Genomic DNA, 18535 nt, shown 5'->3' with positions numbered 1-18535 from the left:
CTTGGTACACACGATATGCGCCGCGTGGGGACTTGATCGCAGCGGATACTCGCAAGGGGTGTTCCGAGTAAAAATAGTTGGCCGTCGGGTGCGCAGCGCGCGCAACGATGAGTCACGCCCAAGTCTAGGGAGAAAAGGCATGAAGGAAGCCACCAAGGGGGCGGCCTCGGGAGCGCTCGCGCATATGCTGGCGGTGACGGCGATGCTGGTCATCGCCAGCATCTTGTTCTACGGGCGTTAGTAAGCGTTGTGTGAGAGTTTTCGTCATTCCGGGGTGGCTCTCCCGGGACCGCGCAAAGCGCGGCCCTAGCAGGCCAGGCTCAGAATTCCCGTTCCAGGCTCGGTCTCTCAGGACCGCCCCCGAATGACGAATCCCACTATTTCCTTTTCACGAAGAACGGCTCCAGCCTGCCGGCGAACGGTTTGAAGCTCGCATTGACCTCATCGCCGATGGCGAGGTCATTCTCACCATGCGCCATCATGCGAAAACCCTCGGCGCAATCGACCAGCAGGATGTTGTAGGGCACGTGCGCCCGCGTCTCCGGCGTGGCGGCGCGGCAGACCAGCGAGGTCGCGTACACCCTGCCCTTGCCGCTGGCACGCGCCTCGCGCGGATCGGACGCGCCGCAGGCCGCGCAGAAGGCGCGATGAAAATACTGCACATGGCCGCATGCGGTGCAGGTCTGATAGGTGACGGCCTGTTCGCCCTTGGTCCAGTCGCTGAGATGCTCGCTCATCGCACCCGCTCCAGGAACATGGTCACGTGGGACGACAGCACGCCGCCGTCGCCGTGCAGCAGCGCGATCGAGGCGTCGCGCACCTGGCGGCTAGCCGCGCGGCCGGTCATCTGCAGATGCGTTTCCACCAGATGCGCCATGGCGCCACCGACGCCGCAATGGCCGTAGCTGAGCAGGCCGCCATGGGTGTTCAGCGGCATCGCGCCGTCGCGGCCGAAATGGCCGGCGCGCACGCGCGCGGCTGCCTCGCCGCGTCCCGCAAGCCCAAGGTCCTCCAACAGCATCGCGAGCGTGATGGTAAAGCTGTCGTAGATGGCGGCGTAGCGCACGTCGGAGATCGCAAGACCGGTGGCCTCCTTGGCGCGGGCGACGGAGATCTCCGCGCCGAGCTCGCTCAGGGCGGGCGCTGCTGTGACGTGCTGATGGGTATGGGCCTGGGCACAGCCGCGAATGCGCACGCCGGCCTCTCCAGTCCGCTCGCGGCTGATGACGAAGGCGGCGCCGCCGTCGGACACCGGGCAGCAGTCGAGCAGCTTCAGTGGCATCGCTACCGGCTTCGAGGCCATGACGTCGGAAACAGTGATGGAATCGTGGAATTGCGCGCCGGGATGGCTGCAGGCGTGGGCGCGCATCAGCACCGCGAATTCGGCAAGGTCTTCTTCCGTCACGCCGTATTCGTGCATGTAGCGGCTAGCAACGAGGCCATAATAGGCGGGAATGGTCGGGCCGAGCGGCACCTCGTAATCGGGATGGCCGACCTGCGCCAGCGCCTGGATCGAGGCATCGCGGCTCTGCCCGGTGAGGCGGTTCTCGCCGGCGACGACGAGCACATTGCGGGCGACGCCTGCTTCGACGAGATGATGGGCGAGCATGGTCATCGCGAGCCCGGTCGCGCCGCCGACCTGGACGGCGTGGGCGTAAGCCGGACGGATGCCAAAATGCTCGGCAAAGACGGTCGCCAGCATGATGTGCGGCGAGACGGTGGAGTAGCCGCAGAGGATGCCGTCGATCTCGGCGCGCTTGAGCCCAGCATCGTCGAGCGCGGCCTGCGCGGCCTTGCTCATCAGGTCGAGCGAGGACGAGCCTTCGTGCTTGCCGAAAGATGTGAGGCCCGTGCCGGTGACGAAGCTCATGGGCGCACCTGTGCGTCGTCATTCAGGGGCGGCGAACGTGTGACGCCATCGCGGACCATGACCGCGATCTCGTCCTGCGAGTACCCGATCTCCTTCAGAATCTCCGCGCCATGCTCGTTGAGCCGCGGCGCGAGCCGGATCGGTTCGGCCTCCGTCTCGGACCAGTTCGCCGTGACCTTCATACTGCGGATCGGCCCTTCGGTCGGATGGTTCACGACGGGGAAGAAGCCTGTCGCTTCCAAATGCTCATCGTGCAGGATCGACGCGAGGTCGTGCATCGGCATCACCGGCACGTCGGCCTCGGTGAGCAGGTCGATCCATTCCGCCGTGGTGCGCGTCTCGAAGATGCGCGCGAGCTCGGCATAGACGACGTCGATGTTGGCGGCACGGCCGGCGAAGCTCGCGAACATCGGATCGGCGCGCAGATCATCGCGCCCCGTCGCCTTGAAGAAATTCTCCCACTGCTTGTCGTTGTAGACGATGACGCTGAGATAGCCGTCCGATGTCTTGTAGGGCCGGCGGTCGCGCGAGAGATGGCGGGCATAGCCGCCCTTGTCGAGCGGCGGCTCGTAGGTGAGGCCGCCCATGTGGTCGCCCATGACGAAGCCGGCCATGGTCTCGAACATCGGGATGTCGACGCGCTGGCCGCGTCCGGTGCGGTCGCGGTGCACGAGGCTGGCGCAGATCGCACCGACGGCGGTCAAGCCTACGATGCGATCGACCAGCGCGTTGGGCACATAGCGCGGCACGCCGTCACCGGTCTGCGCCATCAACGCCGGCAGCGCGGTGGCGCCCTGGATCAAATCGTCATAGGCGGGTTTTGCAGCATACGGCCCGTCCTGGCCGAAGCCGAACACGCCGGCATAGACCAGACGCGGATTGATTTTGGAAACCACGTCATAGCCGAGCTGGAGCCGTGCCATCGCCTGCGGACGGACGTTGTAGACGAGAACATCGGCGTCCTTCAAAAGCCGAAGCACGGCCTCGCGCCCCGCCGGCTTCTTCAGATCGAGACAGATCGAGCGCTTGCTGCGGTTGGTGTTGAGGAACACCGGGCCCATGCCGGCGTGACGCATCGGGCCGATCAGGCGGGTGACGTCGCCGTCGAGCGATTCCACCTTGATGATGTCGGCGCCGTAGTCGCCGAGCATCTGGGTCGCATAGGGCCCCATCAGCACGGTGGTCATGTCGACGACCTTGATGCCCTTCAGCGGCCCCATCGTTCACTCCCGATTGCGCGGGCTCAAGTGAGCCCTGCGATTTCGGTCCAGCTAACGGCAGCGGCGGCGCGCGCGCAAGGGCGGCCGGCGTATGGCCGCGTGCGCAGCGATGCGTCCGCTATTTCTTCTGACGGGATTCGCGAACCTTGAGGAGACGGTCGAGCTCCTCATTCTGCTGGTTGATGCGGTCGGCGATCCGCGACTCGTTCTGCTCGCCCGAGGCCGCCGCGGCCTGCTCGATGAGCTGCCGGATATTGTCCTCGAGGATCGCGATGCGATCGTTGAGTGCGTCCATTGACAGCGATTCTTCGTAGTCATTGCTCATGATGTATCCCCTGCAAATCAATCAAGAGCATTAAGGTGAGCCGCGCGAGCCTACCATGATTTAACGCAAAGGCTGTAGGGTAGTTAGCCAGCGGACCGCGCTTCGCGCAGCCGCGGGGCTAACCTACCCCCTACCAGAATCTACTTCAGCGGCTCCAGCACGGAGACGTAGTTGGCGACGGCGGCGCCGCCCATGTTGAAGATGCCGCCGAGTTTCGCGTTCTTGAGCTGCATGCCCTCGGGCGCCTGGCCGGCGAGCTGCATCGCGGTCATCACGTGCATGGAGACGCCGGTGGCGCCGATCGGGTGGCCCTTGGCCTTCAGGCCGCCGGACGGATTGACCGGCAGCTTGCCGTCCTTGAGCGTCCAGCCTTCCTTGATGGCGCGGGCGCCCTGCCCCTTCGGCGTCAGGCCCATCGCTTCATACTCGATCAGCTCGGCGACGGTGAAGCAGTCATGGGTCTCGACGAAGGAGAGATCGGAAAGCGTAACGCCCGCCTTTTCCAGCGCGCGCTGCCAGGCGACCGTGCAGCCCTCGAACTGAAGGATGTCGCGCTTGGACATCGGCAAAAAATCCTGGGCATGCGCGGTGGCGCGGAAGCCGATCGACTTGCTCATGCCCCTGGCGGTCTCGGCGTCGGCCAAAATCAGCGCAGCGGCGCCGTCGGAGACCAGCGAGCAATCGGTGCGCTTCAGCGGGCCGGCAACGTAAGGGTTCTTCTCGCTCTCGGCGCGGCAGAAGTCGAAGCCAAAATCCTTGCGCATCTGGGCATAGGGATTGGCGACGCCGTTCTTGTGGTTCTTGGCCGCGATCAGCGCCAGCGCATCGGACTGGTCGCCGTATTTCTGGAAATAGGAGCTGGCGATCTTGCCGAACACGCCGGCGAAGCCCCCGACGGTGTCGCCGTCCTCAGGCAGATAGGACGCCTTGAGCAGGTTTTTGCCGATCTCCGGCCCCGGCGTCCGCGTCATCTGCTCGACGCCGACGACCAGCACGATCCTGGCAGCACCCGCGGCGATCGCGCGAACCCCCTGGTGCACGGCGGCAGATCCCGTGGCGCAGGCGTTCTCGACGCGGGTGGTCGGTTTAAAGCGCAGTTTTGGGTCGGCCTGGAGCACCAGCGAGGCGGTAAAATCCTGCGGCGAGAAGCCGGCGTTGAAATGGCCGAGCACGATCTCATCGACGTCGGACGCGGAGATGCCGGCATCCGCCATCGCCTCATTGGCGACACGCGTGACGAGGCTTTCGACGGTTTCGGTGTCGAACTTGCCAAACGGCGTATGCGCCCATCCGACGATGCTGGCGGTCATGGTCAATCTCCCTAGGATCTCTTACTGACCTAAGTCTTAGCCGATCGATGGCAAGACTTCACGCGGCTTTCAGGGCCTTGAGCGTGCGCTGGCAGATGGCAGTTATGCCGGCCCAGTTCCCGGCCTTGATCTCCGCCGCCGGGCACAGCCAGGAACCGCCGACCGCCACCACATTGGGCTCGGCCAGCCAGCTCCCCGCATTGGCCTCGCCGACGCCGCCGGTGGGGCAGAACCGCACGTTCGGGAACGGGCCGCCGAGCGCGCGCAGGCCCTTGATGCCGCCGGCCTGCTCGGCCGGGAAGAACTTTGCGACATCGAGGCCGTGCGCCAGCGCCATCATCAGCTCGGACGCAGTGGCAATGCCCGGCGCGAACGGCAAGGTGCTGTCCGCTGCGGCCTTCAGGAGATCGGGGGTCAAGCCCGGGCTGATGCCGAACTTCACGCCGAGCTTTTCGACTCGGGTGAAGTCGGCCGGATTGAGAATCGTGCCGATGCCGACGATCGCCTCGGGGACTTCGGCCATCATCGCCCTCGCCGCCTCGATCGCAACGGGGGTGCGCATGGTCACCTCGAGCGTGCGGACACCGCCGGCAACCAGCGCTTTCGCCAGCGGCACGGCATCCTGGATCCGCTCGATGGTGAGGACAGGAATAACGGTCGCGGCCTTGAACAGCGCGGCGAGGTGGTTCTGTTGGGCAGTCGTGGTCATCGTCGTTGTCGCTTCTTTACTTGGTCGCTTGACGCGTGGTCGCCGGCCGGTGCCGCTTCTTCGGCGGCATGGCATAGCCCGGAATGATGGCGCCAGCATAGCAGATCACGAGGCTGGCGAGGCGATGCCCGGCCTGGGCGGCCTCGACCGGATCGGAACCGGCGAGCCGCGCCGCAATATAGGCCGCGGCAAAGCTGTCGCCGGCCGCGGTGGTGTCGACCACGGGCTTGGTCATGGGCTCGGCACGCACCTCGCTCGTGCCGCCGGGAAAGCGCAAGAGGCTGACCGGCTCGGCGAGCCGGAACACCAGCTCCGGGCTTGGAATACGCGCCATCAGTTGCTCGTGGCTCTCGCCGGGATAGAGCGCGAGCAGATCCTCGGTCGAGGTCAGCACGATGTCGGCACCCGCAAAGGCCGCGGCAAACACCTCGCGGGCGACATCGCGATCGGGCCAGCCGCGTGCGCGGAAGTTGGTGTCGAACACGAAGCGGGTGCCGAGCAGCCGCGCGCGCTTGATCGCCGCGAACAGGCGCTCGCGGCCGGCCGCGTCGTAGATCGAGAGCGTGATCGCGGAGAGATAGACGATGTCGTAGCTCATCAGCGAGTTGAGCAGCTCGTCCGTCTCCGGCAGACTCATCAGCTGGCGCGCCGCCGCACTGTCGCGCCAGTGGAAGAACTGGCGCTCGCCCTTCGCATCCAGCTGGATCATGTAAAGGCCGGGCAGCTTGCCCGGCAACCGCACGACGCGGCGGGTGCCGACGGCCTCCGCGGTCCAGGCCGCGATCATCTCATCGCTCAGGGCATCGTCGCCAAGCGCGGTGAGATAATCGACCTTGACCTCGAGCCGCGCCAGATACACCGCCGTGTTGAGGGTGTCGCCGCCGAATCCACGCGAATAGAGGCCCCCACCCTGCCCGGACTGTCCGGCGGATTGTCCACCCTGGGCCTGCCGGAGCTCGACCATGCATTCGCCGATGCAAGCAACGCTCGCCATCACTTTACCCGCTCAGTCAGAGATCAGGCGACGAAATTGCCGCCGAGCTCGTCTTCGATGTGAATGCGGATGATGTCGTCAAAAGTCTTCTCGGCGGTGGTGAAGCCGAGTTCGAGCGACCGCTTTGCATTGAAGTTGCGCGGCCAGCCGCCGACGATGCCGACGATGAAGGGATCGGGCTCCCGCTTGATGCGGGCGGCGACCTTGTCGCCCGCAACACGCTTCAGCGCGGCGATCTGCTCGCCCACCGTCGCGGACAGGCCCGGCATCGTCAGGTTGCGGCGCGGACCGACGGTAGCGAGGTCCATAGTGCCGGCATGCAGCAGGAAGCCGACGGCGGAGCGCGGCGTGGTGTGCCAGTGGCGGACGTCCTCGGCGACCGGCAGGATCACGTCCTTGCCGGCCAGCGGCTCGCGCAGGATGCTGGAGAAGAAGCCAGATGCCGCCTTGTTGGGCAGGCCGGGCCTGATGCAGATGGTCGGCAGGCGGATGCCGATGCCGTCGAGGAAGCCGCGGCGGGAATAGTCGGCCAGCAGCAGTTCGCCGATCGCCTTCTGGGTGCCGTAGCTCAGAAGCGGCGTGTGGAAGAACTCGTCGCCGATCGCATCGGGGAACGGCGCGCCGAACACCGCGATCGAGGAGGTGAATACCACGCGCGGCTTGTAGCCGCCGCCGGCAAGCCTGACAGCATCGAGCAGCATCCGCGTTCCGTCGAGGTTGATGCGGTAGCCCTTGTCGAAATCGAGCTCGGCTTCGCCCGAGACGATCGCGGCGAGATGAAAGATCACGTCCGGACGGCCGGCGATCAGCTTTTCGGCGGCACCTGGAACGGCGAAATCGCTCGATACGGTCTCGACGGCAAAACCGGCCTGCTCCGGCTGCTTCGGCTCGACCACGTCATGCATGGTCAGCTTGGTGATGTCGCTCTTGCCGAGCCGGCCGTCGCGCAACAGCCGTTCGCATAATTTGCGGCCGACCATGCCGGCGGCGCCCAGAACCAGAATGTGCAAGAGCCTACTCCTTCTTATTGGCCGGAACGCGCCGCCCTTGACAATTCGTCCTGGCGCGCTCTCAGGCAGGCCCCGCGATCATTCCTTCACGGCGCCAGTCATCGCAGACACATAGTACTCCACGAAGAAGGAATAAAGGATAACTACGGGGACCGAGCCGGTCAGAGCCGCCGCCATCAGCGCACCCCAATGGTAGACGTCGCCGTTGACAAGCTCGGTGATGGCGCCGACGGGGATGGTCTTGTTCTCGGACGAGGAGATGAAGGTCAGCGCGTAGATGAACTCGTTCCAGGACAACGTGAAGGCGAAGATGCCCGCCGAGATCACTCCCGGCAGCGACAGCGGCAGCGTGATCTTGGTCAGAATCTGGATCCGCGTCGCCCCGTCGATCAGCGCACACTCCTCCAGCTCATAGGGGATGGTGCGGAAATAGCCCATCAGGAGCCAGGTGCAGAACGGGATCAGGAAGGTCGGATAGGTCAGGATCAGCGCCAGATTGCCGTCGAACAGGCCGAGCTGGAACACGATCGCCGCCAGTGGAATGAACAGGATCGATGGCGGCACGAGATAACCGAGGAAGATCGCAAGGCCGACATAGCGCGAGCCCTTGTAGCGCAGACGTTCGATCGCATAGGCGGCGCAGACGCTGGCAAACAGCGAGATGCAGGTCGAGGACACCGACACGATCACGGTGTTCCACATCCAGAGCGGATAGTCGGTGTCGAAGAACAGCTTCTTGATGTGCTCCAGCGTCGGATGCAGGATCCAGAACGGATTGTACTTCTCGTAGTCGTACATCTCCGCGTCCGGCTTGAACGTCGCGACCGCCATCCAGTAGAACGGGAACAGCAGGAAGAAGATGATCAGGCCGAGCGGAAGGTAGACGCGGAGAAATTTTCGCGGAAAACTTTCCAGATAGTCCATTCCGACGCTTTGGTCGTCCGTCGTGGTCATGGTCAGTCCCTCCCGCCCTGCTGCCAGCGGGAACGCTGAAGCCCGAAGAAGCTGAGCAGGATCGCCGCGACCAGGAACGGAATCATCGCGTTCGAGATCGCCGCGCCCTCCCCGAGATTGCCGCCAGTGATGGCGCGCTGGAACGACAGCGTCGCCATCAGATGGGTGGCGTTGATCGGCCCGCCCCGCGTGATGGTGTAGATCAGCTGGAAGTCGGTGAAGGTCATCAGCACCGAGAACGTCATCACGACCGCGATGATCGGCGACAGCATCGGCAGCGTGATGTGGCGGAAGCGCTGCAGATTGGTGGCACCGTCGAGATTGGCGGCCTCATAGAGCGAGGGCGAAATCGTCTGTAGTCCCGCCAGCAGGGTGATCGCCACGAAAGGCACGCCGCGCCAGATATTGGCAGCAACGACCGACCAGCGCGCATTCCAGGGATCGCCGAGAAAATCGATGTAGTGCGTGATCAGGCCAGCCTTGATCAACACCCAGGAGATGATCGAGAACTGGCTGTCATAAATCCACCAGAACGCGATCGCGGAGAGCACCGTCGGCACCACGAAGGGCAATAGCACGATCGCGCGGACCATCGACTTGAACGGCAGTCGCTCGTTGAGCAGCAGCGCCAGGTAAAGTCCGATGGCGAATTTCACGGCGCTGGCAGCGACCGTGTAAAAGATGGTGTTGAACACCGACAGCCAGAACACCGAGTCCTTCGAGAGCGAGACGAAGTTCTGGAAGCCGATGAAGCGCCCCGCTCCGCCGATCTTGGTATCGGTCATGCCGAGCCAGAAGCCCAGCGCCAGCGGGTAAGCCAGAAACAGGATGAGAATCGCGATCGCCGGCACCATGAACATTGCGCCGAGGAAATGCCGGCTCTCGAATGCTCTGGTCCACAAGCTGCTGCGCTTGACCTGCGCGGCAACGGGCTCGGCCATAACTGCCATGTCGGATTCCCCTTGACGAAAAGTCGCGGCGTCCGGCGAACCGGACGCCGCGCAGATTGGAGCTGATCAGACCTGGTAGTAGCGCTTGGCGCGCTCGGCGGCGCGCGCCGCAGCTTCCTTCGGCGTCGCCGAGCCGGAGGCGGCTTCCGCGAACATGTCGACCACGACGAAGTCGCCCATCACGGCGGCCGAGGCGTAACCGAGGTCGCCGGCAAAGCCATTGTCGCGGCAGCGCTTCAAGCAGTCACGATACGGGGTGATCTTGGGATCGGAGGTCCACACCGGGTTGTCGTTGTAGGCCGGCAGCGGCGGCGAGACGTAGCCGTTGGAGGCGACCTCCCACGCGTCGTAGTTCTCCTTGTCCCACATGAACTTGATGTATTCCTTGACCGCCTTGGGGTATTTCGAGTGCTTGTAGCCGTAGGCGACCAGCACGTTCTGCTGCTCGGTCGACACGCCGACGGGCCCGATCGGCATCGGCGCGTGATCCATGTCCTTGGCGATCTCCTGCTGCTTCGGATCCGTGGAGTTCTTGCCGACGGTCCAGATCGAGATGCCGTTCAGCGTCAGGCTGAGCTCGCCGTTCAGGAACGCCTTGTTGTTGTTCGAGTCATTCCACGACAGCACGCCCGGAATGAACGTCGCGTAGAGCTGCTTGACGTATTCGAGCGCGGCGATCGTCTCCGGCGAGTCGATCACCACCTCGTTCTTCTCGTTGACGACCTTGCCGCCATGCGCCCACAGCGCCCACTGGCACCAGCCATTGGCGTCGCCCGTGGCGTGGCCGAGCGCGAAGCCGGCCGGCGTGTTGTTCTTCTTCAGGGCCTGGCAGAGCTTGAGGAAGCCGGCGGTGTCCTTGGGGAATTGGTCAAAGCCCGCGGCCTTCACGTGGCTGATGCGGTAGTTCAGGCAGCCGCCGGTTGCGCCTTGCGGAATGGCGATCCAGCCATTGCCCTTCTTGCCGTACTTCTCGGCGACCGGGTACCAGCCGCCATACTGCGCGCCGAGATAGTCGGCGACATCGGTCATGTCGATCAGCTTTTCCGGGAATTTATGGGGATCGTCGAGCGTGCCGATGATCAGGTCGGGACCGGCGCCGACGTTGGCGGCGACCGCCGCTTTGGGGCGGATGTCTTCCCAGCTCTCGGCCTCGAGCTTCACCTTGACGCCGGTCTTCTCGGAGAACTTCTTGGTCAGCTCGGCGAACTTGTCGAACTCGGCCTGGATGAACTGCTTCCAGCGCAGCACGCGAATCGACGCGTTCGGCTCGGGCGTGTTGGTCCACTCCGCCGCGCGCACCGGGACGATGCCCGGGCCGGCCAGCAACGCTGCGCCGCCCAGGCCGACTTTAAGCACACTTCGCCTGTCGAAATCGCTCATCTTTCTCTCCCTAAATTTTATATTTGTATTGGGTCGTCTTGTATCGGATCGTCTTATTGGGTCGTCCTGGGCAGTTTTTCCTGGACAGTTCCTCGGCGTCGCTACACGCGTTTGCCTGTCGCCTCGTCGAACAGATGGACCAGTGACGGATCGGGCTTCAGCTTGACCTTGTCACCCGGATTGAACTGGTGGCGCTCGCGGAAGACCGCAACGACCTGCTCGCCGCCGACCTTGGCAAACACCTGTGTCTCCGAGCCGGTCGGCTCGACCACGATGATCTCGGCATCGGCGCCGTCGTCAGCGATGGTGAAATGCTCGGGCCGCACGCCGTAAACGACAGGACGGCCGTCGGACGCCGCCGGCGCGTTCTTGAGCGGCAGCTTGACGCCGTTCGGACCCTCGAAGGTCGCAACCCCGTTGACGCGCACATGCCCCTTCAGGAAGTTCATGGACGGCGAGCCGATGAACCCGGCGACGAACTGGTTGTCGGGCTTGTCGTAGAGCTCGAGCGGCGTGCCCATCTGCTCGACGATGCCGTCATGCATGACGACGATCTTGTCGGCCATGGTCATGGCCTCGATCTGGTCGTGGGTGACGTAGACGGTCGTGGTCTTCAGCCGCTGGTGCAGCTCCTTGATCTCGGTGCGCATCGCGACGCGCAGCTTGGCGTCGAGGTTCGACAACGGCTCGTCGAACAGGAACACCTGCGGATCGCGCACGATGGCGCGGCCCATGGCGACGCGCTGGCGCTGGCCGCCGGAGAGCTGGCGCGGATAGCGTTCGAGCAGCGGCGACAGCGCCAGGATCTCGGCGGCGCGCTTGACGCGCTTGTTGATCTCGTCGCTGCTCTCGCCCCGCAGCTTCATCGAGAAGCCCATGTTCTCGCCGACCGTCATGTGCGGATAGAGCGCGTAGTTCTGGAACACCATCGCAATGTCCCGCTCCTTGGGCTGGACATTGTTGACGACGCGGTCGCCGATCGAGATCGTGCCTGAGGTGATGTTCTCGAGACCGGCGAGCATGCGCAGAAGCGTCGACTTGCCGCAGCCGGAGGGGCCAACCAGGACGACGAACTGGCCGTCCTCGATCGGAATCGAAACGCCGTGCAGGACTTCAAAATTGCCAAACGATTTCCGCACGTCGCGGATTTGCACAGACGACATCTAGCTCCCTCCTCGAAAGTCCACGACGCCTCTGGCGCCGCGACCGTCTTGTTTTTTCAGACTTCACCCAACGAAGCCCAACCTTAGCGGGCGACATTGTCAGCAGTTTGTGCGGTTTTGGCAATTTGTCTTTGGTTAGTCTGTGCTGGTAGCGCTGTCAACGTTCCTTTGTTTGCGACAGTGAGTGTGTTAAGAGCAGCAAATGGGTCGAAAACGCACCAAGTCAGGCAAAATCCGGCTGGCGGAAGTCGCCGAGCTTGCCGGTGTCAGCCCGATCACAGCATCCCGTTTCTTCCGCAATCCCGAGGCCCTGTCGGTCGCCAAGCGGACACGGGTCGACAGCGCGGCCAAGGAGCTCGGCTATGTGCCGAACCTGGCGGCACGCGCGTTGGCCTCGCAGCGCACCGAGGTGATCGGTGTCTTGATTCCGTCACTGACCAATAACGTGTTCTCCGATGTGCTGCGCGGCATCTATGACGCCTCCGAAAGCAGCCGTTACTCGATCCAGCTGTCCAACACACGCTACAGTATTCTCCAGGAGGAGAAGCTGCTGCGCCTGTTTCTTGCGCAGAAGCCGGCCGGGCTGATCGTCACCGGCATCGACCAGACCGCCGAATCGCGCGCGATGCTCGAGGCTGCCGACTGCCCGATCATGCAGATCATGGAGATCGGGCCCAATCCGGTCGACATGATGATCGGCTTTTCGCACTATGACGCAGCCCGCGCGGCGATTGCGCACCTGTTCGCGCAAGGTCACCGCAAGATCGGCTTCGTCGGCGCGCGGATGGATCCGCGGGTGCAGCGGCGGCTCGACGGATACGTCTCGGCCATGAAGGATGCCGGACTGTTCGAGCAACGCCTCGTCGTCACAACGGCGACACCGACCTCGGTGACGCTCGGCGGCGCCCTGTTCACCGATCTCCTGGCGCGGGAGCCCGGCATGGACGCGGTGTTCTGCGCCAATGACGACCTCGCGCTCGGTGTGCTGTTCGAATGCGGGCGCCGGGAGATCGCGATCCCCGAACAGATCGCGATCGTCGGCTTCAACGATCTCGAATTCATGGCCTCCGCCGTCCCGACCCTCACGAGCGTGCGCACCAACCGCTACGAGATGGGCAGCACGGCCGCCACCATGCTGATCGACGCGATCGACGGGCGGCGCCCGCAACATCCGGTGCTCGATCTCGGCTTCAAGGTGATCGCGCGGCAAAGCTCGTCGGCGCGACGTTCGGACGGCAGGCCCGTCGCTTCAGGCGCGGGCGCGGCGAACAAAATGGTAGCGTTACCAAGCAGCCATGACTAGTATCGGATTTGTGAGGAAACGACCCGCCAGCGGGCAGGCAAATCATCACTCGCGCCGTTGGGCATCGCTCAAGCCGACACCATAAAACGGACGCCAGTGCGTTTGCATTGCAGGAGAAACCAATGACAAAAAAACCAACCAATGGGCATGCCCCCACCGGCAACGGCGCTCGCCGCCACCTTCGCTCGCAGGAATGGTTCAACAATCCGCATAATCCGGGCATGACCGCGCTCTATATGGAGCGCTATTTGAACTACGGTCTCACCCGCACCGAGCTTCAGTCCGGCAAGCCGATCATCGGCATCGCCCAGACCGGCAACGACCTCTCCCCCTGCAACCGCCACCATATCGAGCTTGCTCATCGTGTCCGCGAAGGCATCCGCGAGGCCGGCGGCATTGCGATGGAATTTCCGACCCATCCGATCCAGGAGACCGGCAAGCGCCCGACCGCTGCGCTCGACCGCAACCTCGCTTATCTCGGCCTGGTCGAGATCCTCTACGGCTATCCGCTCGACGGCGTGGTGCTGACCACCGGCTGCGACAAGACCACGCCGGCCTGCATGATGGCGGCGGCGACCGTCAACCTGCCCGCGATCGTGCTGTCGGGCGGCCCGATGCTGAACGGCTGGCACAATGGCGAGCGCACCGGCTCCGGCACGATCGTCTGGAAGTCGCGCGAGCGCCTCGCCGCCGGCGAGATCGACTACGAGGAATTCATGGAAATCGTGGCGTCCTCGGCGCCCTCGGTCGGTCATTGCAACACCATGGGCACCGCCTCGACCATGAACGGGCTTGCCGAAGCGCTCGGCTTTTCGCTGCCGGGATGTGCCGCGATCCCCGCCCCCTATCGCGAACGTGGCCAGATCGCCTACGAGACCGGCAAGCGCGCCGTCGAGATGGTCTGGGAAGACCTCAAGCCCTCGGACATCCTGACCCGCGAGGCGTTCGAGAACTGCATCGTGATCAATTCGGCGATCGGCGGCTCGACCAACGCGCCGATCCACATCAACGCGCTGGCGCGCCACATCGGCGTCGAGCTCTCCATCGACGATTGGCAGAAGGTCGGCCACGACGTGCCGCTGCTGGTCAACATGCAGCCGGCCGGCTTCTATCTCGGCGAGGAATTCCACCGCGCCGGCGGCGTGCCGGCCGTGGTGCGCGAGTTGATGAAGCACAAGCGCATCCATGAGAACGCGGTCACGGTCAACGGCCGCGGCATCGGCGAGAACTGCAAGGATGCGCCAAAGCCCGACAATGACGTGATCTGGGCTTACGACAAGCCGCTGGTGAAGGACGCCGGCTTCCTGGTGCTGAGGGGCAATCTGTTCGATTCCGCGATCATGAAGACCAGCGTGATCTCCAAGGAGTTTCGCGACCGCTATCTCAGCAACCCCAAGGACCTCAACGCCTTCGAGGGCCGCGCAGTCGTGTTCGAGGGTCCCGAGGACTATCACGATCGAATCGACGATCCCTCGCTCGAGATCGACGAGCGCTGCGTGCTGTTCATCCGCGGCACCGGCCCGATCGGCTATCCCGGCGGCGCCGAGGTCGTGAACATGCAGCCGCCGGCGGCGCTGATCAAACGCGGTATCCACTCCCTGCCCTGCATCGGCGACGGCCGCCAGTCCGGCACCTCGGGCTCGCCCTCGATCCTCAATGCTTCGCCGGAAGCCGCCGCCAATGGCGGGCTCGCGATCCTCAGGAACGGCGACAAGGTACGCGTCGACCTGAACAAGGGCAGCGCCAACATTCTCATCTCCGACGACGAGGTGAAGAAGCGCCACGCCGAGCTGACGGCGAATGGCGGCTTCAAGCATCCGCCGAACCAGACGCCGTGGCAGGAGCTTTATCGCAACACCGTCGGCCAGCAGTCGACCGGTGCCTGCATGGAGCTCGCCACCCGCTACCAGAACGTCGCCGGCACGTTTGGTGTGGCGCGGGACAATCACTGAGTTAGGAACACGTAGCCCGGGTGAGCGAAGCGACACCCGGGACATCCGCTCCCGGATATCGCGCTCGCGCGCTCATCCGGGCTACGGCACTAAGCAAATCGAGGAGAAATACAAATGGCAGACCGCCTCAAGGGAAAGCGCGCCGTCATCACGGCTGCGGCGGCAGGCATCGGACGCGCATGCGCCATCGCATTCGCGCGTGAAGGCGCAACAGTGATCGCCACCGACATCAACGAGAGCGGCATCGCGAGCCTGGCCAAGGAAGGCATCGCCGAGACGGCGAAGCTCGACGTCCGCAACACCGCCGATGTCAACGCCTTTGCCAAGCGCATCGGCAAGGTCGACATCCTGCTCAACGCGGCGGGCTTCGTCCACCACGGCACCATCCTGGAGTGTTCGGAAGAGGATTTTGATTTCTCGTTCGACCTCAACGTCAAGTCGATGCACCGGACCATCAGGGCCTTCCTGCCGGACATGCTCGCGGGTGGCGGCGGCAGCATCGTCAACATCTCCTCCTGCGCGGCGCTGCGGCCGCCGGCCAACCGCTACGTCTACAGCGCCTCGAAGGCGGCGGTGTCGCTGCTGACGCGCGCGGTCGCGCTCGACTTCATCACCAAGGGCATCCGCTGCAACAGCATCTGCCCCGGCACCGTCGAGACGCCCTCGATGCTCGACCGCGCCGCCGCGCAAGGGCCGCAGGGCAAGGAGATGTTCGTCTCCCGCCAGAAGATGGGCCGGCTCGGCACCGCCGACGAGATCGCGTCCATGGCGGTCTATCTCGGCAGTGACGAGAGCGCCTTCACCACCGGCGTCGATCTCGTGGTCGACGGCGGCTACATGCTCTGATCACGCCTCTTCCCGAGGAGGCGAGACAGCGGCGTCTCGCTGGATGGGCCACGGGCTCAATGGTTCGAGATGCGCGCCAAGTGCGCGCTCCTCACCATGAGGGATAGACGAAGGGGATTTCTCGATGAACAAGATCGATCTCAACGGCCGCGTCGCCATCGTCACCGGCGGCGCGCAGGGCTTTGGCCGTGCCATCAGCCAGCGCTTCGTCGATTCCGGCGCGAAGGTGGCGATCTGGGATTTTGACGCGGCACTGGCCGAGAAGACGGCAAAGGAAATCGGCGACAACGCCCGCGTCTTCAAGGTCGACATCACCGACACCGCAGGCGTCGAGCAGGCGCGCGATGCGACGCTCGCCGCCTTCGGCAAGATCGACATCCTCGTCAACAATGCCGGCATTGCCGGCGTCAACAAACCGGTCTGGGAGACTGATCTGGAGGAATGGCGCAAGGTCCTGCGCATCAACCTCGACGGCCCCTTCATCTGCTGCAAGGCGATCGTGCCCGCAATGCTCAAGCAGAAATACGGGCGGATCGTCAACATCGCCTCGATCGCCGGCAAGGAAGGCAATCCGAACGCCTCGCACTATTCGGCGTCCAAGGCCGGACTGATCGCGCTGACAAAATCGCTCGGCAAGGAATTGGCGGCACATGACATCCTCGTCAATGCGGTGACGCCCGCGGCTGCGAAGACCGCGATCTTCGACCAGATGACGCAGCAGCATATCGACTTCATGCTGTCGAAGATCCCAAAAGGCCGCTTCGTGCTGGTGGAGGAGCTCGCCGCGATGACGGCCTGGCTCGCATCCGAAGATTGTGCCTTCTCGACCGGCGCAGTGTTTGATATTTCCGGGGGACGGGCGACCTACTGAGGCACGGGACGCCCGAGGGGACGGACCATGCAGCTTGGGCGTCGAGATTTTGTGAAGCTCGCAGCGGGCGCAGCCGCGCTGCCGGTGCTTTCGAGCGGTGCCCTCGCGCAACTCGCGCCCAACCCGCCGAGCATCCGCCCGCCCTCGCCGGGCGAGCGCGGCGCGATGGCGCGGCTCGCGCACAGCTTCATGGACAAGTACGGCGTGCCGGCGCTGTCCTTTGCGATCGGCTATGCTGGCACTGTTGTCCACGAGGACGCCTTCGGTCTTGCCGATATCGAGCGGAACGAGGCCGTGACGCCGCAGCATCTGTTCCGGATCGCCAGCGTCAGCAAGATGATCACCTCGGTCGCGATCTTCCGCCTGATCGAAGAGAACCGCCTCAAGCTGACGGATCGCGTGTTCGGCCCGGGCGCGCTGCTCGGCACCGATTACGGACAGCCGCCCGACTCCGACGGCATCGACCAGATCACGCTCGAGCATTTGCTGACCCACACCGCCGGCGGCTGGAGCAACGACAACCGCGACCCCATGTTCACGCATCCGCGGATGGATCATGCCGAACTGATCGCCTTGATGCTCGCCAATCGGCCGCTGGACCGGCCGCCGGGCCAGCGCTACGCCTATTCCAATTTCGGCTATTGCGTGCTCGGCCGCGTCATCGAGAAGCTCAGCGGCCAGCCCTATGCCGATCACGTCCGCACCGACGTGCTCGCACGCTGCGGCGTCACCGACATGACGATCGCCGGCAACACCCGCGACCAGCGCCAGGCCGGTGAAGTCGCCTATTACGGTCAGGGCGAAAATCCCTACGGCATGAATGTCCGGCGGATGGATTCCCATGGCGGCTGGATCGCGACGCCGGCGGACCTCGTGCAGTTCCTGATGCATGTCGACGGCTATTCTCGGCCGGCGAACATCCTGCGGCCGCGCACCATAGAGGTCATGACCACCGCGCCCGGCAACAGTCCGGACTATGCCAAGGGCTTTTGCATCAACAAATCCGACAATTGGTGGCACAATGGCAGCCTGCCGGGTACCAGTACCATTGCGGTCAGAACCCATGGCGGCTTCTGCTGGGCCGCCTTCACCAACACCAGGCGCGGGAATTCCAATATGGACGGCGATCTCGACAATCTCAACTGGACCATGGCGCGCCAGGTCGGCGAATGGCGGGTGGCCTGAGCCATGATCAGAGAAGGCGGATGTCTCTGCGGCGCGGTGCGATTCAAGGCGGAAGGTGAGCCGCTCAACGTTCGCATCTGCCATTGCCGCATGTGCCAGAAGGCCATGGGCTCGCCCTACTTCGTCCGCGCGCAGTTCGACCAGCGCGCACTGACCGTCGAGGGCGACACCGCCCGTTATGCGTCGTCCGAGAACATCGACCGCGTGTTCTGCAAACTCTGCGGCACGCGGCTGTTCTCCTGGCGGCGCAACGGGACGCTGGCGGGCGTCGCGCTGACGACATTCGACGATCGCAACGCCTTCGCCCCGACCGACCACATCTGGGTCTCCGAAAAGCTCGCCTGGCTGAAGCTCGACGACGGGCTGACGCAATATCCGGGGACGATTCCGGCGTGACGTCGGGATTGGTTTGAAGCGGGCACGGGTGCAGGCTCCCTCCTGGCGGATCATTTGCAACGGGCAATTTCGGAATTCGACGCGATATAGCGGTAGA

18 protein-coding genes are annotated in these 18535 nt (G+C 64.2%); 6 read left to right on the top strand and 12 right to left on the bottom strand.

The annotated features are described in order from the left end of the window. Window positions 1-377 precede the first annotated feature (377 nt). The 12 genes from QCM77_RS04560 to QCM77_RS04505 all read right to left on the bottom strand — a co-directional run bounded on the left by QCM77_RS04560 (window position 378) and on the right by QCM77_RS04505 (window position 11885). Window positions 378-737: a Zn-ribbon domain-containing OB-fold protein gene (locus QCM77_RS04560; protein WP_279684793.1), complete on the bottom strand. Its 360-nt coding sequence runs from the start codon at window positions 735-737 to the stop codon at window positions 378-380. Continuing rightward, the gene (locus QCM77_RS04555; RefSeq protein ID WP_279684791.1) at window positions 734-1870 is read right to left on the bottom strand and encodes a thiolase family protein; all 1137 of its coding nucleotides are present in this window, start codon (window positions 1868-1870) and stop codon (window positions 734-736) included. The genes QCM77_RS04560 and QCM77_RS04555 overlap by 4 nt, the downstream gene beginning before the upstream one ends. After that, window positions 1867-3090 (bottom strand): CaiB/BaiF CoA transferase family protein, encoded by a 1224-nt coding sequence (locus tag QCM77_RS04550; RefSeq protein WP_279665620.1) that lies wholly within the window; start codon window positions 3088-3090, stop codon window positions 1867-1869. The genes QCM77_RS04555 and QCM77_RS04550 overlap by 4 nt, the downstream gene beginning before the upstream one ends. A 118-nt stretch (window positions 3091-3208) precedes the next feature. Beyond that, window positions 3209-3415 (bottom strand): hypothetical protein, encoded by a 207-nt coding sequence (locus tag QCM77_RS04545; protein WP_279665623.1) that lies wholly within the window; start codon window positions 3413-3415, stop codon window positions 3209-3211. A 140-nt stretch (window positions 3416-3555) separates the two neighbouring features. Further along, the gene (locus QCM77_RS04540; protein WP_279665625.1) at window positions 3556-4725 is read right to left on the bottom strand and encodes an acetyl-CoA acetyltransferase; all 1170 of its coding nucleotides are present in this window, start codon (window positions 4723-4725) and stop codon (window positions 3556-3558) included. Window positions 4726-4783: 58 nt separating this feature from the next. Further along, entirely contained in the window at window positions 4784-5434 is a 651-nt protein-coding gene (eda, locus tag QCM77_RS04535; RefSeq protein ID WP_279665627.1) for a bifunctional 4-hydroxy-2-oxoglutarate aldolase/2-dehydro-3-deoxy-phosphogluconate aldolase, read from the bottom strand. A gap of 16 nt (window positions 5435-5450) precedes the next feature. Next, window positions 5451-6428, bottom strand: coding sequence for a sugar kinase (locus QCM77_RS04530; RefSeq protein ID WP_279665628.1), 978 nt, complete (start codon window positions 6426-6428; stop codon window positions 5451-5453). A gap of 23 nt (window positions 6429-6451) precedes the next feature. Continuing rightward, window positions 6452-7438, bottom strand: a complete 987-nt coding sequence (gene denD / locus QCM77_RS04525; RefSeq protein WP_279684789.1) for a D-erythronate dehydrogenase — start codon at window positions 7436-7438, stop codon at window positions 6452-6454. A gap of 78 nt (window positions 7439-7516) precedes the next feature. Continuing rightward, the gene (locus QCM77_RS04520) at window positions 7517-8392 is read right to left on the bottom strand and encodes a carbohydrate ABC transporter permease (protein WP_279665632.1); all 876 of its coding nucleotides are present in this window, start codon (window positions 8390-8392) and stop codon (window positions 7517-7519) included. Between the two features lie 2 nt (window positions 8393-8394). Further along, complete coding sequence (locus QCM77_RS04515) at window positions 8395-9342, bottom strand: carbohydrate ABC transporter permease (RefSeq protein WP_279665634.1); 948 nt, start codon at window positions 9340-9342, stop codon at window positions 8395-8397. A 66-nt stretch (window positions 9343-9408) separates the two neighbouring features. Beyond that, entirely contained in the window at window positions 9409-10722 is a 1314-nt protein-coding gene (locus QCM77_RS04510) for an ABC transporter substrate-binding protein (RefSeq protein ID WP_279665635.1), read from the bottom strand. Between the two features lie 101 nt (window positions 10723-10823). Beyond that, a complete protein-coding gene (locus QCM77_RS04505; protein ID WP_279665636.1) occupies window positions 10824-11885 on the bottom strand; it encodes an ABC transporter ATP-binding protein in 1062 nt (353 codons plus the stop codon). Window positions 11886-12087: 202 nt separating this feature from the next. Between QCM77_RS04505 and gntR the strand changes: the two genes are divergently transcribed. The 6 genes from gntR (at window position 12088) to QCM77_RS04475 (ending at window position 18438) form a co-directional block, all read left to right on the top strand. Next, window positions 12088-13188: an HTH-type transcriptional regulator GntR gene (gene gntR / locus QCM77_RS04500; protein WP_279665637.1), complete on the top strand. Its 1101-nt coding sequence runs from the start codon at window positions 12088-12090 to the stop codon at window positions 13186-13188. Window positions 13189-13310: 122 nt separating this feature from the next. Then, on the top strand, window positions 13311-15140 hold the full coding sequence (locus tag QCM77_RS04495) for an IlvD/Edd family dehydratase (RefSeq protein ID WP_279665638.1): 1830 nt from the start codon (window positions 13311-13313) through the stop codon (window positions 15138-15140). 114 nt (window positions 15141-15254) lie between these two features. After that, a complete protein-coding gene (locus QCM77_RS04490) occupies window positions 15255-15986 on the top strand; it encodes an SDR family oxidoreductase (protein WP_279665639.1) in 732 nt (243 codons plus the stop codon). Between the two features lie 124 nt (window positions 15987-16110). After that, window positions 16111-16857 carry an SDR family NAD(P)-dependent oxidoreductase gene (locus tag QCM77_RS04485; RefSeq protein ID WP_279665641.1) on the top strand — a complete coding sequence of 249 codons (747 nt, stop codon included), beginning with the start codon at window positions 16111-16113 and terminating at the stop codon, window positions 16855-16857. Window positions 16858-16908: 51 nt separating this feature from the next. Further along, window positions 16909-18042: a serine hydrolase domain-containing protein gene (locus tag QCM77_RS04480; protein ID WP_279665642.1), complete on the top strand. Its 1134-nt coding sequence runs from the start codon at window positions 16909-16911 to the stop codon at window positions 18040-18042. Between the two features lie 3 nt (window positions 18043-18045). After that, window positions 18046-18438 (top strand): GFA family protein, encoded by a 393-nt coding sequence (locus tag QCM77_RS04475; RefSeq protein ID WP_279665643.1) that lies wholly within the window; start codon window positions 18046-18048, stop codon window positions 18436-18438. Window positions 18439-18535 lie beyond the last annotated feature (97 nt).

This window comes from Bradyrhizobium nivariense (assembly GCF_029846695.2).
Lineage (GTDB): Bacteria > Pseudomonadota > Alphaproteobacteria > Rhizobiales > Xanthobacteraceae > Bradyrhizobium.
The sequence above is the reverse complement of the archived record's forward strand: the minus strand, read 5'-3'. Positions and strand labels throughout refer to the sequence as shown.